Origin of the sequence: Mangrovibacter sp. MFB070 (assembly GCF_000705335.1) — a bacterium.
Lineage (GTDB): Bacteria > Pseudomonadota > Gammaproteobacteria > Enterobacterales > Enterobacteriaceae > Mangrovibacter > Mangrovibacter plantisponsor.
This window is the reverse complement of the sequence record NZ_JJMI01000045.1, coordinates 1-15,205: the sequence shown is the minus strand read 5'-3', so window position 1 is coordinate 15,205 and position 15,205 is coordinate 1. Positions and strand designations below refer to the sequence as shown.

The 15,205-nt window shown below is 50.7% G+C and carries 21 protein-coding genes and 1 pseudogene; 2 read left to right on the top strand and 20 right to left on the bottom strand.

Annotated features, from left to right (window positions below; translation table 11 throughout):
- Nucleotides 1-540 precede the first annotated feature (540 nt).
- The 16 genes and pseudogenes from DT73_RS20670 to DT73_RS20600 all read right to left on the bottom strand — a co-directional run bounded on the left by DT73_RS20670 (nt 541) and on the right by DT73_RS20600 (nt 10,235).
- Nucleotides 541-1,344: a TIGR02391 family protein gene (locus DT73_RS20670; protein ID WP_003036327.1), complete on the bottom strand. Its 804-nt coding sequence runs from the start codon at nt 1,342-1,344 to the stop codon at nt 541-543.
- Nucleotides 1,345-1,365: 21 nt separating this feature from the next.
- Nucleotides 1,366-1,845, bottom strand: coding sequence for a hypothetical protein (locus DT73_RS20665; protein WP_036114460.1), 480 nt, complete (start codon nt 1,843-1,845; stop codon nt 1,366-1,368).
- 78 nt (nt 1,846-1,923) lie between these two features.
- Nucleotides 1,924-2,862 (bottom strand): hypothetical protein, encoded by a 939-nt coding sequence (locus DT73_RS20660; RefSeq protein ID WP_036114454.1) that lies wholly within the window; start codon nt 2,860-2,862, stop codon nt 1,924-1,926.
- Nucleotides 2,863-3,056: 194 nt separating this feature from the next.
- On the bottom strand, nt 3,057-4,064 hold the full coding sequence (locus DT73_RS20655) for a membrane protein (RefSeq protein ID WP_036114451.1): 1,008 nt from the start codon (nt 4,062-4,064) through the stop codon (nt 3,057-3,059).
- A gap of 298 nt (nt 4,065-4,362) precedes the next feature.
- Nucleotides 4,363-4,578 carry a hypothetical protein gene (locus DT73_RS20650; RefSeq protein WP_036114446.1) on the bottom strand — a complete coding sequence of 72 codons (216 nt, stop codon included), beginning with the start codon at nt 4,576-4,578 and terminating at the stop codon, nt 4,363-4,365.
- Nucleotides 4,575-5,510, bottom strand: coding sequence for a hypothetical protein (locus tag DT73_RS26865; protein WP_051691494.1), 936 nt, complete (start codon nt 5,508-5,510; stop codon nt 4,575-4,577). Before DT73_RS26865 ends, DT73_RS20650 begins: the two co-directional genes overlap by 4 nt.
- Nucleotides 5,511-5,595: 85 nt before the next feature.
- A complete protein-coding gene (locus DT73_RS20640; protein ID WP_051691493.1) occupies nt 5,596-6,099 on the bottom strand; it encodes a DsbA family protein in 504 nt (167 codons plus the stop codon).
- On the bottom strand, nt 6,096-6,425 hold the full coding sequence (locus tag DT73_RS26860) for a hypothetical protein (protein WP_051691492.1): 330 nt from the start codon (nt 6,423-6,425) through the stop codon (nt 6,096-6,098). The genes DT73_RS20640 and DT73_RS26860 overlap by 4 nt, the downstream gene beginning before the upstream one ends.
- Nucleotides 6,426-6,631: 206 nt before the next feature.
- Nucleotides 6,632-6,952, bottom strand: coding sequence for a CcdB family protein (locus DT73_RS20635; protein ID WP_036114443.1), 321 nt, complete (start codon nt 6,950-6,952; stop codon nt 6,632-6,634).
- Nucleotides 6,952-7,236, bottom strand: coding sequence for a type II toxin-antitoxin system CcdA family antitoxin (locus DT73_RS20630; protein WP_036114441.1), 285 nt, complete (start codon nt 7,234-7,236; stop codon nt 6,952-6,954). The genes DT73_RS20635 and DT73_RS20630 overlap by 1 nt, the downstream gene beginning before the upstream one ends.
- A 91-nt stretch (nt 7,237-7,327) precedes the next feature.
- Nucleotides 7,328-7,714 (bottom strand): annotated as a pseudogene (gene traT / locus DT73_RS20625) (complement resistance protein TraT); the annotation flags it as partial.
- Nucleotides 7,707-8,120: a hypothetical protein gene (locus tag DT73_RS26290; protein ID WP_036114438.1), complete on the bottom strand. Its 414-nt coding sequence runs from the start codon at nt 8,118-8,120 to the stop codon at nt 7,707-7,709. The pseudogene traT and the gene DT73_RS26290, both read right to left, overlap by 8 nt.
- Nucleotides 8,120-8,857: a type-F conjugative transfer system secretin TraK gene (gene traK / locus DT73_RS20615; RefSeq protein WP_036114437.1), complete on the bottom strand. Its 738-nt coding sequence runs from the start codon at nt 8,855-8,857 to the stop codon at nt 8,120-8,122. Before traK ends, DT73_RS26290 begins: the two co-directional genes overlap by 1 nt.
- Nucleotides 8,858-8,871: 14 nt before the next feature.
- Complete coding sequence (locus DT73_RS20610; protein ID WP_036114434.1) at nt 8,872-9,474, bottom strand: TraE/TraK family type IV conjugative transfer system protein; 603 nt, start codon at nt 9,472-9,474, stop codon at nt 8,872-8,874.
- 3 nt (nt 9,475-9,477) lie between these two features.
- Entirely contained in the window at nt 9,478-9,780 is a 303-nt protein-coding gene (gene traL, locus DT73_RS20605; RefSeq protein WP_036114431.1) for a type IV conjugative transfer system protein TraL, read from the bottom strand.
- 2 nt (nt 9,781-9,782) lie between these two features.
- Nucleotides 9,783-10,235, bottom strand: coding sequence for a type IV conjugative transfer system pilin TraA (locus tag DT73_RS20600; protein ID WP_036114429.1), 453 nt, complete (start codon nt 10,233-10,235; stop codon nt 9,783-9,785).
- Between the two features lie 199 nt (nt 10,236-10,434).
- Between DT73_RS20600 and DT73_RS20595 the strand changes: the two genes are divergently transcribed.
- Complete coding sequence (locus DT73_RS20595; RefSeq protein ID WP_036114614.1) at nt 10,435-11,064, top strand: Arc family DNA-binding protein; 630 nt, start codon at nt 10,435-10,437, stop codon at nt 11,062-11,064.
- Nucleotides 11,065-11,108: 44 nt separating this feature from the next.
- Here DT73_RS20595 and DT73_RS20590 read toward each other — a convergent pair whose 3' ends face one another.
- A complete protein-coding gene (locus DT73_RS20590) occupies nt 11,109-11,498 on the bottom strand; it encodes a relaxosome protein TraM (RefSeq protein WP_036114427.1) in 390 nt (129 codons plus the stop codon).
- Nucleotides 11,499-12,078: 580 nt separating this feature from the next.
- Between DT73_RS20590 and DT73_RS20585 the strand changes: the two genes are divergently transcribed.
- Nucleotides 12,079-12,606, top strand: coding sequence for a lytic transglycosylase domain-containing protein (locus tag DT73_RS20585; RefSeq protein WP_084172334.1), 528 nt, complete (start codon nt 12,079-12,081; stop codon nt 12,604-12,606).
- A gap of 70 nt (nt 12,607-12,676) precedes the next feature.
- On the opposite strand, the gene DT73_RS20580 is transcribed toward DT73_RS20585, so the two are convergent.
- From DT73_RS20580 to DT73_RS20570, 3 genes are all read right to left on the bottom strand, one after another.
- Nucleotides 12,677-13,495: a DUF932 domain-containing protein gene (locus DT73_RS20580; protein ID WP_200874811.1), complete on the bottom strand. Its 819-nt coding sequence runs from the start codon at nt 13,493-13,495 to the stop codon at nt 12,677-12,679.
- 344 nt (nt 13,496-13,839) lie between these two features.
- On the bottom strand, nt 13,840-14,343 hold the full coding sequence (locus DT73_RS20575) for an antirestriction protein ArdA (RefSeq protein WP_036114419.1): 504 nt from the start codon (nt 14,341-14,343) through the stop codon (nt 13,840-13,842).
- Nucleotides 14,344-14,782: 439 nt separating this feature from the next.
- Entirely contained in the window at nt 14,783-14,974 is a 192-nt protein-coding gene (locus DT73_RS20570; protein WP_036114416.1) for a hypothetical protein, read from the bottom strand.
- Nucleotides 14,975-15,205: the final 231 nt, after the last annotated feature.

Sequence of the window (15,205 nt, the reverse complement as noted above, 5' to 3'; positions counted from 1 at the left end):
GATTCCGCCAAGTTTCATGTGCAGATTTCAGGGGGTTTTTGCATTCAGGTCCCGTACACGGGCACCCTGCACCCGGGCGTATTACGGACACGCCCCGTCCATTGATTCCTTCCATCCCCCGCCCGGCCGCATTTTATCGGACGCAGGACAACCCTGTGACTTAACCTGCCAGTCCGCATCCGGTCCGGGTCGCCTCACCCGTTCCGGCCTGACAGTTTGTGTTAAGTCACAGTTTCTTGAATTTTCAACGGTATTTCCGCTCAAATACCGTTACAGGCCTTAGCATACCGTCACAATCACGAATTTTCCAGGAAAAGGATTATTCTGATATGCAAACAAATATGACACCGCTCGCCGCAAACGCAGGACGATGACGGCCTGCGTGAGGAAGCGGAAAGGCACTACAGTATAAGGAAATACCTGACGCACGGATGCTGTTAACGGCACGACTGGCGGGTTGAACAGTGAGCCCGGTCCGGAGAGATAAAAGGTACAGCAAGATCAACACTGTGTAGCTCATGCAACTCCACTATGGTGCGGCTATAGTTGTTTCTGCGTGCCATCCAGCTTGCGATGAATAAGCGAAACCAACGTAAGGATGTCCAGCGCATCCAGTTCAGACATGGGCCAATTCTTCTTAGGCGCATGGGCTAGTGGATTGCGCACAGCGCCGAATAGACCAATCAGTAGATTCGCAAAACCTTTCTGTTCGCTCTTTTCTGAGTCGGTGGTGAGCGATCCCAAAGTCAGAACAGGTTGTTGTCCGGTAAATGCCTTGTTCACCAAGTCAGCACCATCACCGCTCAACCCGGACAACTGACGAATACGTTCCGCAACCCCCTTCGTCGCCTCGAAGACGGCATGAAAATAGTTTTCGTCCAGAAGTTCGGCACGGCAATAGTTCAAAACTTCCGCATGCACAGCACGGCTTTCGAGTGCAGCCTTAAGTCGCCCGGCGCGGGCTCGAGCAGAATCCAGAGTCGTTACTTTAGCGGCGCTCGCGACCTTACCATCCTCACGGATATAAAAACCGGAAAAAGCCAGGACAACATTGAGTTCATCACGTCGCCAGGCAAATACCGATGGATCACGGGCGTAATTAACCGGGTTCATCGCACGGTTAATGAACATAATAAGATGGTTGCCGACCTGATACTGGTTCTGCGCACCTGCGAGCGCATTAAACAGACGTTTCCACTTTGTCATTCCTGGCGATGTGTCCGCAACTTTAATTTCTTGTAGCAGTCGCTCGATCTGCGACCCACTCAAGCCACGTTCGGTATCAGCAAGGACGCGACAGGCGGCCTCAAGGTGCTGAGAGTTGAATGATGGAATACGTATCATGAATTATCTTTCTATCACCTCTCAGACCCACTCGAGCGCCGTGATGATCGATTGCCCTTCGGTGCCGACCTCCACAAACAGAGCGTGCTCGTAACCAAGCTGCTGCTTATAACCTCGAAGTTTTAGTAGATCGATCTCTCTATCGACGCGACTCGTTGATTTTTTGAACTCCAAGACCAAATGATTCTGTCGTGTACCTCGCCGATGCACGATCACATCTGGAAATACTGTCTTTGCCTCAACGTCTTCGCTGTCTGGATCAAGTTCCAAATTTCTGAGCCGTTTAGGTTCAATGCTGTCCCGGTTGTATTCGCAATCTACAGTCCAACCGGGAAAATATTGTTGGAGGTACATCGCAAAGCGAAAGGTAATCGACCGTTCGTTAGCATCGATACCGAGAAGATCATGATCAATGAATAGTAGCTCGGACAATGCATGTGACACAGCTTCGCCTGGTGCATATTGGTTGAGGTAGTGAATTTGTTCCGGGGTCAGTGCCATCACCACATTCGCATAATTAAGAAATTATATTGGGCTTTCAAGAAGAATAAGTACGCTGTAGGTTCCATTTTTCATTGCCTAACTAAGGCTCACACTGAAGGAAGTATACACTGATTGAAACGTCGTGAGGATTCTCTGTCTCGCGTCGTCTAGCTCGTCAGCCACGCGTTGCGTGAGCATAAACGTGGGGCAATCGGGCTGACCACATCCACAAGGTCTTATTTCCCCTTCCTTAAGCCGAGTTACGAAGATGCGCCGCAGTTGGTCGACCTGACGAACCACTTTTCCCATCACTGTCTGGATGCGTTGATTTTTGAGATGGTGGATCGAAGGAATGCGCCTGATCTCGACGCCATCACGCGTTCTCCACAAACCTGTATTTAGTGCGCCAATGGTATCTTCGATTGCCTTCTGAAAAGCAGGGAGAGAACTTTCTTGTTGAAACGGTGTGCGAAATGCTGGCCGGTCAAATACGGCAGCCATCAGTTGCAGAACATCGGCGTCGGAAAGGTCGGGAAAATCATCTGTGAATTTTTGAATATCAGCTTCAACATCAGGAAACTCGACGCCCTGGACAAAACGGTGCAGCAGATATTCAGCACGAAGACGCAAGTTTTCTTCGAACTCTACGCCCGACCATATCGTTACATGCCTGACGCCCAGGGAAGCTGCTGCTTGCTCAATGCGCGTTCTGCCAGCATCCGAGACCGCACCACGAGAGACGAACTTAAAGACGTCTGGGACACTGCCAGTTGCTTTAATCGACTTACTCATGTCGCTCTTGGCTTTTGCCAGTGTCAACGTGTCTCGGTTCGCGCATTGGATAATGGTCTTACGTGCTGGCTGGTCATCAAATGGTTCAATACCCGAGATATCTCGCCCTTGATCACCTCCTGATTGACCGTGCCAAATCAGATCATGCCAACCCGCGCGCAGGTGGTATGCAAAAACAAGGCGCTCGAACTGGATACCACTGTAGTCCTCAAAATGAACCGGAGAAACCGTTATCGTCGCCATACTCGCTCCTTTTCTGCTGCGATTAGTCTTCGGTAAACCTTACTACGTCCCTGTGAATTTCCGACGTTACCCAATGAAAAGCAACAAATATTAGTGGCAAACCTTGCTTCGCCAAATGCCCACGGAGTTTGAAATGCAGAATAACTTGCCACAAACGATAAACTTACCAGTCAACAACGGACAGATTCATCACTTTAATCTTTTATTTGTTCAATAATGAAACCATCTTCCCTAACAAATTTAAGTAATCTATCCAAACTACCGATACTCCACTGGTTGGATATAGCCACCATTTCACCAGATGAAAGTTCAATGATGTCATCATCATTAATATGATACCTGTTCATTTTATATCCTGTAATCTGTTCAACTAATGCTATTGTCCTGTGCTTTATGACATGAGATAGTTTGTGTTTAAGAGTTTCAAGATTTTCAGGATTTTCAGGATTATGCTTCTCTATCCAGTCAGTAATAACCACAAGAGCCAGATTCCTCTTATTATAAGTCACACCTTTGTAATTATAACGAGAGTAGTCGCGATCAGATTTATTAGAACTGGATATCTGTTCAATTCTTTTCTCCCTAAACTTAACCTGATACTCGTCAAGCTCAGGAACGGGGATTATCTGTTCCGAATTTATAAGTACCTTACCATCAAAATGATATGGTGTTATTTTCACACAACTGATATCAACACCTTTATCCCTGAGCCAAATAGCTGTTGTCGTGAGTTCTTTACTAAATCCTGCGGAGGCTAATATAATCCTTACATCTTTCCCAAAATCAACAAGCTCAGTATCTTCCAACTCAACAAACTCCAGTATTCGCTCCTTGGCATCAATATCCAAATTATTTTTTGTTATGTAGTTTTGGTAATATTCACATGCTTTAGAAAAGCTCATTGTGGAAATCATAGCGGCATACCTGACAGCCTGAAGTTCCATATGTGCTCCTATTTCATCTCGTTTTAATTCAATAACAACGAGATTAGCCTGTTTATCGATAGCCAAAATATCAATTCTTCTTTTACTATCCTCCCAGTCAGAAAATTCCTCAGATATTACCAGAGACTCAGGAGCTAATATCTCAATGTTATTCTTAATTGCCTCCTGAAGGTCATAACGTTCCTGTAATCCTTCGATACTGTAAGTTGTTTTTTCCAATGGCGTGAGGATTTTATTCGATATGCTATAAAGACCCATGATCAATCACCTGGTGATAATATATAAGAAATACTGACGATTGTTCTTACACTTCGCTGTTACAAAGTGTATAAGCTTAACTGTGATAACTGCTTCCGCCAACCAGTTTATCAGTAAATTTTTCGTATCATTACGCCTAATAACTTATTGTTAGCATACCGGAAGGGCTGGACCCGACTTCTGAGATGCGTTGTCAGGGGCTTGAATGGGATTTGAAGTTTGGAATTGTCGCAATGTTTTTATTTTGGACTGGAACAAGTTGCTGACCCTCACTTGTTCCAGAACCCTTAACGCCCCTTCAGATGATGCTTTTTTTACCCTGCTCGACAAGTGAAGAAAATGTATCCAGGTCAAAACTCCATGCCCCATCAGGGCAGTTAAATATTTCAATCCGGAGGCCTTCTCCAGGCTCATTGGAAATTTCAGCCACCTGTTCACTACCAGCATAAATTTCAAAAACAACGTTTTCCCTGTCCGGCAGACTGGCTATCTGTGATGTAAGTTTGTATGTCATTTAGGAGGCTCCAAAAAACCAATAAAATTTCCGTTTGCATCATATCTGATCCCTTTCCCTTCGGGGGATATGATGTCTGTCACAAGGCCAAATCGGCCCGTGTTTTTTTGTAAAACTGTACTGCCACTGTCATTAAGAATACCATCAACAATGCCCTGTCCCTGCGTATTCCGCGCTGTAGTATCTCCCACCGCTTTGGGGAATATACTGCCTGCCCGGTCCCCGTGTTTTTGCAGCGCCCTTCCGGCTTTAGTTAAGCCTGCTTTGTCCATAACACCTGCAGCATCAGACAATTTTGACGTTGAAAAACCAGCGATATCCTCAAGTTCCTGTATTCTGGCTGGCGTTACACGCCCTATACCCAGAATGGATGCACCGGCAATAATAAGTCCTTTTGTCCGGGGATTCATAACCTGGTCATACCCGGCGGGGGCATCGCCTCCCAGTTGCCTGGCTGTATTCCTGAATCCGTCCGGATTACCGTTATAAATCCCCCCGGCAGCCAGCAGTCTTCCGGCCGCTTTACTGTTGATGGTGCCGGTAATGTACCGGGGACGGTGTAACTGGTTGCGGATGAGATAACTGAGCCGGGTGTGCAGCGCCACCGGCAAGTCACCGCGCAACGCCCCGGATGATGTCACCACCCGGGCCATCTCGTCCCCTGAATCGTGTCTCTTCAGCAGCACAATATTGCCGCGCCGGACATCATTCAGCGCGTCACGGTATGCCATCCAGGTAAACTGACGGTGAAAGACCCGGTATTTATTGACATAAACACTGTAGCCATCCGGCAGATCCCATTCCTGAATCCGTCGTTCAGGGCTGGCGGTATATTCCAGGTCCTGAACGGCAGCAGCCGGGTTGCGGATATTCGGGATATCATCCAGCCAGATATCATCCAGAGATTTTGCCTGATATGTGTGGAGTCTCACGGTCCGTATTTGCTCCTGTATTCCCTTGTGAATACAGGGGATTTCATCGCCTTACATACTCCACAACAATAGTCTTTGTCTGAATTTACGATTTCGTGGCTTTGCCGCCGGCCCGCCTGATGGCCGCCTCAATCTGAGCCACCGGTACGGCACCCGGTAATACCGTAATCGTGTCCGGCGTGGGATTATCCACCGGCATCACAATCAGGCCCGGTGTGCCGGTCAGTCCCAGTTTTTGCGCCAGCTGGTTGTTGGCCTCCAGAACGCTGTCACTGTCTGCGCCGGACGCCAGCGGAGTGCCCTTCATCACCGTGCGGGTGACGGCATCAATATCCGCCGGGGTCAGAGCGCCCTCATCATGACCGGTCCGGTAAATGCCGTTATGAAACGCCATATAGGCGGCCGGGCCCTTTGTCTTCCAGATGTTAAGCCCCCTGACCGCCGCATCATGGGAAGCCGGCCAGCGGGAAGCAAAAATGGGCCAGTCCTTAAAGACATAGCGCACCTCATGATGGCCCTGCATCACGTTTTCCAGTTCCGGGGCCAGCCGGCTGCAGAACACACACTGGTAGTCAAAAAACTCAATCACGGCCAGCGGCGCAGCGAGTACCGCCAGCGAACCCGGGCCAGTAGTTTGCCCGGCAGCAGGGTCAGCGCACCGGTGGCAGCGGATAACACAGTGCCGGCGGCCAGAAAGACCAGCACCGCCGTCACCGTATTGAGGGCGTATGCCGGGTGCCACAGGGTCGGGTCTGTCGTGGTCCCGGCCAGGGTAAAGCTGAACAGGAAGGAATGACCCATCGTCCATTTAATCCAGGCACTGCCTTCGTACAGCATCAGAATGGCGCTGTATGTCAGGGAAAGGGCGAGGAAAAACATGACCACCAGGCCGGTTTTGAATGATGAGTGTTGCATGATGAAATCCTTGATAAAAGACACAGGGACCGCTCGCCGCAGACAGGATGAGTGAGCCGCAGGGCGGTGAATCTGTCCTGTGGAGGAAGCGGAAGTGAATGAAAGTTAAAACGGGCACCAACGCCCCGGAGCCGGGACGACAGGCGGTGTCAGCTGAATATCAGGTGAGGAACAGAAACGGTCAGTGAACGGCAGAAAACGGTTCGTCAGATGCCAGAAACAATGCCATGCAGGCCGGAAAGAATATCGGCGTGGATCTCAGGGACAACCGCCACCACATCCGCCTCTTTCAGTTTGTCTTTACTGACGGTCGTGACAGATTTAACGATGACCACATAACGCTGACCACTCACGGAGATAACCGGTGTCAGTGACCGGATCTGTGAGTTTTGCGCTGTCATGGGGGCCAGTGGCATGACCACACGGGAATCATAGTTATCCAGCAGGTCAGACTGAATATCGATGATGAAAGGGTACTGTTGCCGGGTTTTGGGCGACCGGTTGACGTAAACAGCATACTGCGCCATCAGAGAACCCCGTATTCATCATCGTCCGTGAACAGTCCGGCTTCCCGCTCGAAGGCATTAAATGCCTGAATACCCGCCCGTAACTCATCTTTCCGGGTTTCCTGCTGCCTCTGTCTGACGGCTTCAGCCAGCATGGCATCGAGCGTCGCGGACAGGTTGATATTCATCCGGCGCGCTGCGTCCACGTTTTCGGCCGTCAGGTACACATTCGTGCTGCGTTTCCCGGACCGTCTGGTGACCGCTGGCGTGGTAAGGTTTGAGACAACAGAGACGGATGATTTCATGGAACCTCTCCCGCAGAGAACAGAAACTATGCGCATAATTTAGCGCATAGTGTATGCCCTGACAAATTTGCAGGTTCAGTCGCCGGCGTGTTTACAGAATACCGGTGATGGATTTGGCCAGTTGGGCTTCCAGTACAGGCCGGGCTTCCTCAAACTTCAGGTTCACCTTATTGGCTGTGGACACCACGCGGGTCTGGTACTTCATCCGGTTGCCCTGTTCCGTACTGGTCTGCAGTTTCACGCCTGACGCTCCCTGCTTCAGCGCCGCCACATTGTCTGTTGTTACAGACGCTTTGCTCTGCTCTGAAATTTGCAGGTCTGTCACCATGGTGTAGTTCGTGTCCTCAACCATGGCATCGGCCGCCATACCCACCAGTCCAGCCGCCAGTCCCGCGCCGAGCACGGCACCGCCTGAATTGCCGTTGTAGGCCGTGATACCCGCACCCAGCGCCGAGCCCATGGCCGCGCCTTCATAACGGGGTGTTACCAGGCGTGGTGCTGGTCTGACTGTTGCCTTCCGGGGCAGCGTTGCCCGTATTTTTCCCCTGTTGCAGCTGCGCAATCTGCTGGTCTTTCTCCTGCAGTTTGTGCGTGAAATCATCATGGTTCTGCTTTATCTGTTCAGCCAGTTGCTGAACCTTCTGCTCCAGCGCGGAGGTGGCGGCCTGCTGCTGTTGCATCGCGGAGGTCTGCAGTTTGTCATCAAAGGTGGCGGTCACCACGCCCACCATGTTCGGGGTGGCCGGGAGGGCTTTTGCCCGGGTCTGTCCGTCGTCACGACCGAAGACCATGATGCCGGCAGTGGCCGCCCCGGCGATGGCCAGAACGGAAATCAGGACGGCCAGCTGTTTGCGGCGGGTGGTGACATTTATGTTCAGTCCCATCAGTGGCGCACTCCGTCATCAGAAAAAATCACCCAGACATAACCTTCACCGGATGCATACAACTGGCGGGTTGAGAGCATCACGGCACGGACATTTTTCTGCCAGAAGTCTTTTTCATGCAGGGTCTGTGTCACCCAGCCACTGTTACGCATGCGGTAGCGAACAATACGCAGGTGAGCGCCCACAAACTGTTGTTCGGGGGTGAGTGTGACCGGAACGGGCGGGGTGTAATCCGTACTGCGGCTGACGGGATACACGTCGAAATTATCCGGGACTTCCCCTTTTGTGGCGGCGCGGGCGATATCCACCAGAGTTTTCTCATAGGACTGCCCCTCTTCCCAGGTTTTTGCTTCCGGATTCTGGCGGACCGGAAGTGACTGCGGTGTCAGGCGGATGGTACGGCCGGCACCCGGGCGGGGATGAACATTCAGTGAAACAGCCGCATCCTTATCGGTCTGCAGGAAAATAGTGAAATCCTGCCCGACCAGCGGCGAGATAATCAGGGCGCCGTCCGTGGTGCTCTGTTTGTCATACGCACCGGCGGGACCACTGATACTGGTAATCAGCTCGCCGTCGATAACGATTTTGTTCGGGTTGGTGTCACTCAGGGTGACCGGGACCTGGGCGTTATTGTCAAACGGGATGCCGGCGGGACCGGAGGCGGCCCGAAGGCCGCCGGCAAAGGTTCCGGTCAGAAGCAACACAGTCACTGCCGCCGGAGAAAAACGTTTTTTCACAGGCTGACTCCTGGTTATTTCTGTGTGGAAGGTTTAATGACTTCTGAAAATTCCTGCAGAACAGGCGTACCGTTCAGGTACTGAATTTTCAGACGGTAGGTTTTCTCTTCCGGCTTGAGCGGTGACGGGACCGTGTCCTGCCCGGTATTCAGGCGACCGTTGGTCGTTGAAGCGGACAGCGTTCCCGTGACCAGCATGTCACCCGGCGCGAGGGTCGTAATATCAGCGATATTGAAGACCGTGGTGACACCATTGCGTCTGATGTATTCAGCCTCCACATCCAGCACTTTCTTCATGGCATCCCGGGAGGCGGCCGGAACGTAACTGAGCAGAAGTTTTTGCTGGTTGTCGATGGTTTCAGGACTGACGGTCAGGCGGAGATAGACGAACGAGGTCGCCAGCATACTCATTAAATTTGAGTCGCCGCTTTTCGCATCAGAGGAGAATGGCTGGTTATACACCATGGGCGTGGTGACAGTGCGCTGGGTGGTGGCAAAGTGCCAGGCCAGAAGGCCGGTGATGACAGAGGATGTCATACTGAGGACAAGTAACGCACACAGGATAATGAATGCGTACCCGAGGGACTTCTTACGACTACCCTGAATCCGGTATTTCATCCGCTATGCCCTCCAGTGTCGGAAACTGGAATCAGGCAGGGCCTGAAAGACAGTGCGGAAAAGTGAGGTGGGTAAATACCAGTAGCAAAAATTAAGCAACCAGTAACTGCCCTGCCCTTTCTTAAAATACCTGACAGCAAACCAAAGTGCCCCGGCAACCCCTAACATGACAAAGGCCATATTAAAAGCGATACCGATAACAATGACCGGTGCCACGACAAAGAATTCATCCTTTGGCAGACCAATAATACGGTCAGGCTGATTCAGTGTTTCCGGGAAGTCATATTTATCCACTTCCCCGTCCATGGTTAACCCCCGGCGGCGATTTGGAAGCCAATGCGGGTAAACAATATCATGATAACAAGGCCAACAAATGCCAGTGGCGAACGGCTTTTAATGTAGGTAAATATCGCAATAAAAATCTCGGCATAATAAAAATACTTTTCAATCGAAGAGCCATGCCCAAATGTCGCCGTCACACTGGAATCCTGAGACGATAATAAATCGGTGGCCAGTGCCGGATGCATCATTGCGGCCATTAAAGCCAGCACACCGCCGAAAGCGGCAACGGTTTTCAGTGCCTCCTTATATTGTGTCCGTTTATGCTGAAGACGGGACAGAACAGAAGAAGCCGTCGTGTGGTCGTCGTTTGCTGCTATTTCCCCGCTGAGGGTCATTGCAATTTTATTACGGACGGTGCGAAATACCGACGCTACCGCCCATCCCTTTCTGGTATGAAGGGCATTACCTGTTAAGTGCATTCAGGAAATCTCCACAATGTTCAGGAAAAGTGAATTTACGTAAGTCTTTGTTTACGCACCGCGATTTTCCCATGAAAGTAAAAAAAAAAAACTGTGATTTATGTCACATTTTTACGCGTTATTAGGAATTATCCGAACATGCCCGTCCTGTACCCTTGGTCTGGCAGGAAAAAACCCTGCAATAAAAATGGATAACGACATGAAAGTTAAAGAGAACCTTTACGAAAAGCGTGGGCGACCCCGGAAGTTCAAAGCCGGGGATATTACGGAATGGAATATCCGTGCACCTGAGAATCTGTTGATGGAGTTGCGAATATTTGCCCGGACACGGCAGCGGAGCATGAATGATGAAATAATGCAGCGTCTGATGGAATCACTGAATTACCGCCCTGACATGCCATTAATTAAAACGGTGGAGGGACAACAGCTGCAGGCACTGTCGAGAAAATTTTATGAATGGATAACAGAAACCCACCCTGAAATACCACAGAAACCGGACGCGGAATCCACGGCAGATGAATCCACACATGCCTGGATTGATGAAAGACGGGTCCTGTTACCGGGAAAGACACAGCAGTACAGTATGCGTATTCCGGAAAATCTGGCGACAGAACTCCGGTTAATGGCACAAATAAATCAGCGCAGTATCAATGATGAGATACTGACCCGGCTGATGCACTCACTGCATTATTTTACGGAAACCTGGGTGGGGCGGGACAAAGACATTACCGCCCTCAAGGTACTGGCGTTATCTTTTGATAAGTTTATCAGAGAACAAACAGAAGACGTCGAGAAAGCGGCGTTACCCTGGAATAAAAAAGAAAAGTAAATATTGTTCTCAGCGCCAGCCCGCAGGCTGGCCTGACAGAAAAATCATTCCTCCTTCAGGAAATGAAGTTTCTCTGCTGCCGCTTCGGCCTCATTGATGGCAGTGACATTCTGACTGACCAGTTCATCAATTCTGTCCACTGAGTTTTCCCCGTTTATTTTCAGGTACATTTCACTGACCAGTGCCGTCAGAATCATTATCCCTTCCCGTGAGCCGGTCACTTTCTTTATCAGGTCGCGCCGCCATCCCTCCAGGTCAAATGCACTTTTCTCTTCGCGGCTTTTATAAACCAGCAGTCCGAGACGCAGCAGTTCATTACACATGGAAGACACATTGACTTCAGAAGATGTGGCACCATTCTGTATTTCAATCTGTACAATGTCGCGTATCTCGCGCTCTATTTTATCCTTGACGTAAATCCCCAGTCTTCCCATATTTTTCCTCTCCGGATGACAGTGTCGGACCCGACACTGTCAGTATTAAATCTGCCAGGAAATCACATCCCGGACACGGGTCACCGGTATCGTACAATCCGACACCATCAGGTCTTATACAGGTAGTACAATCCGACACTAAGATATCGCACAGTGTGACACTGTGCGATATTAAACTCAATGATAGTTAACGGTATCTACATTTGTGAGACATTTATACGACATCCTGACACCAACAGTATCGTACAATCCGACACTACAATGTCGGAGGAAGCTACGATGTTTTAGCGTGACACATCAAAATCGCGCACACATATCAACACCAACTCACTGAATTTAAACATCTTATCTGCAAGGCGAAGCCTTGCGTGGGGTGTGAGGTAGTTGGAGGTAAGTAAAGAGCGGCAGATTTAAAAACTCAGATTGCCTGATTTTATATTTCAGCCCTGGCTGAAAGGCCATGATTAAAAGCGCTTCCGGCGCGTCTGTGAGGAAAAATCTTGCGAAGCGTGATCGGCGGGGGTATTTTACGGACGATTCAACAGCGGCAATTTTACGACGTCTGACAAAGGTCACTGAAATGAAAAAATCACTCCTGGCTCTGCTGGCCTTTTCTTTTTCCGTTCAGGCCGCGCCGCAAATGTGCTTTACCCAGGCTGGACGGGATTTTCATATTGACCCGCTACTGCTGACCGCCATTGCCATACAGGAATCCAGACTTATTCCTGATGCGGTGAATAAGGCGAACAAAAACGGTTCTGAAGATGTGTGCGGAATGCAGATAAACAGTTCTCATTATCCTGAGCTGAAAAGATTTAATATTTCCCGCGCCACCCTGTTACATGACCCCTGTTTGTGTGTGTACACGGGGGCATGGGTTCTGGCGAGAAACTTTAAGGCTTACGGGAAAAACTGGGACAGTGTTGGAATGTATAATGCGGGGGCATCGGTGAAAAACATCGGCATTCGTCGGGAGTATGCCAAAAAAATAAAAAGTATTTATACCATTCTGCTGACCAGGCAGGCGCTGCTGTCACCACACCCTCACCCGGCGAATGATGTTAAAACGGTAATGAACAATAAAAATCCGGCATCGCCAGGGGAATGACACTTTTAACGCTCTGCACTGTGTGAATATAAAAAGACCTGCCGGATACGGGCAGGTCTTTTTACAGGGTTCATGACATGATTTTTTTCATTTCCTCAGCCAGTCGCCATAATGCCTGGTTAAGTTTAATGTCACCGTCAATGCCTTTTATCGCGCGTGTCCGGGTGAGTTTTCCCTTTTTCGTCCGGGTACGTAATCCGCCCTGTATCATATTTTCCTGAACACGGTTGAACGTGGTCCATAAATCCGGGCTGTTGTCATACCAGCGGCGGGAATTTAACACCTGTGTGGCTGTCACCGGTTTTTCACCGTCCGGGTAACGGTATTCCAGTGCGGATTCAGCAAAGGCACGTTGAGCATCTTCTGACAGGGTGATGGCTTTCATCCCTTCCATTTCACCATTGATTTTGTCGAATATTCCCAGAACCTCATAGGCCCCTTCAATGACCTGGCCGACAATATCCCCTTTGTGAGGAATTCTTATTTCCGCAAAGTTCTTCCAGCACACCAGACCATTTGTGCAGACCTGCCGATACATGCCCGGGATCATCTGATAAGAGCTGGAGCCGTCATGGCTGTTTAATAAAATAATTTCCGGGACTTCCTGCCCGTTCACCTGGTCATGACGGCGCAGGCGTAACAGGTGTTTGGTATATTCACGGCGGGATTCATCATTCACCCGCGCCTGGGTGGCGAAATAAGGGACGAAACCCTCTTCAAATAATTTATCCACCAGGGTGATGGTGGGAATATAAGTATAACGGTCTGAGCGGGACTCATGTTTTTCTTCCGAAAAGACACTGGGAACAAATAGCGCCAGTTCGTCCCGGGTCAGCGGGCGTTCTTTGCGGATGGTGTTGCCGGTACGGTAACGGGATGCAAATGAAATCATGAATAATTCTCCTGTGTGTATGAAATTTGAAGGTTCCCGGACCGGGTCAGCCCGGGAATAATTCGTTGCCCAGCACAACCAGCGAAGGAAAACCGTCAACGGATGACCAACACCGTCACACTCATCCCGGATACAGGCACATCCGGATGATCGGGCATCCCTTCACACCCCGACCGGAGACGGGCAGCAGCGCCACTGGCGCAGCCCGCCCGTTTCCGGCAGGCCGGAGGCCTGCGGGAGGGGTTCAGACGCACGAACAGGCAGCTCCCTCTGCCTGAGTCCGTTTACCGGACGGCTTCCCCCTGGCGAATACACTGCCCGCCCAGGTAAGCCGTGCCCTGTCAGTGTGAAAAAACGTATCCGTCGACCAGGTCATATTCGTTGAGAAACAAATCCCTGGCCCAGGCTTCATAGTCGAAATACCCGCGAAAAGCTTCAGGGATTTCATTCAGTGCACCGGAGTCCTCCAGTTGTCCGGTGGCAAACGCCTCTTCACTTTCTGCCTCACCACAGTAGGCATTTTCAAAGGCATCATAGTCACAGCGCCCCGTATACCCGGACCAGGCGACAAATGCTGCCGCATTCCCGTCCTCAAACGCCTGTTTCCATGCGTCGATAAACGACCAGCTTATGGACGATTCAGACGCGAACTGCCCGGGAATCCCTTCGATATCCTGAAACATCAGTTCCGGATCAGCTTCACCGGCATGCAGCGCGTGACAGGCGGCATAAAAATCATCTTTATCATCGAATTCGGTCAGATCGAACCACTGACCATACAGGCTCCCGGCGTTGTACTGGTGCCAGGTGCCAACATAAATCGCCGGGGTGGTAATGTGTTCCATAACGTCTCCTTAGTCTGGATTATCCGGGGATCGGCTTTCGCCGTGCCGACACGACAGCCCGACGAACAGCGAACAATGCAGGGGCGACACCGGAAGCCGCAGCGCAGATAAATAACGGAGACAGGCTGGACGGTTACTGGCCGAATATTGAGGCCGGTAACGACGGGAAGACTGACGACCGGCCTTAAAACACTGCGACCGGGTGAGGGTGGCGGCGACAGCGAACCCTTGTATTGGCAGCGGTCGGGCTAAAGTAGAGGCACGGCGATTGCCGCAGGCCGGCACGGTACGCCGGAAGCGGACTGGAACATCGTGGAAGGACGCCGGTACAGTGGAGCGCCTGAGCGACATCCTTTTCCCCTTTTTCATGACAGCCAGACTTCGTGTGTCGTCCGGCCAGCATCACGGGAAACAGGCAGATCCCTCTGCCTGAGTCCGGTTACCGCCCGGCTTCCCCCTGGCGAATAAACTGCCCGCACAGGTAAACCGCGCTCTGGCAGGTCAGAAAATAACAGAGGTCATCAATCACCTGCTCCGTCCTGAGTGGGGTCAGCCCGTCGGCCGCCCGCCGTTCGTTGATGAGTCTGCGGTAACGACGCAGAATGTCGCGTGATTCAGGTGCCAGTTTCATTTGTTCCCCTTAATCGCCCAGCGCGCCATGCAGCGTCGCCATCATATGGTTTTCTTCGCGCAGGGAGTCTTCCGCGTCCCCGCCCCCCTCGCGCGCGCAATCTGCAATCCGTTCCATTTCCCGCCCGGCCAGGTGCATCTGTAGTGGTCAACTATTTCCGGACAGTTTGTTGAGTCGTTTTTCCATATAGTCAGGTGTAAAGCCTGCATTATGGCTATGCGGTCGTTGTTG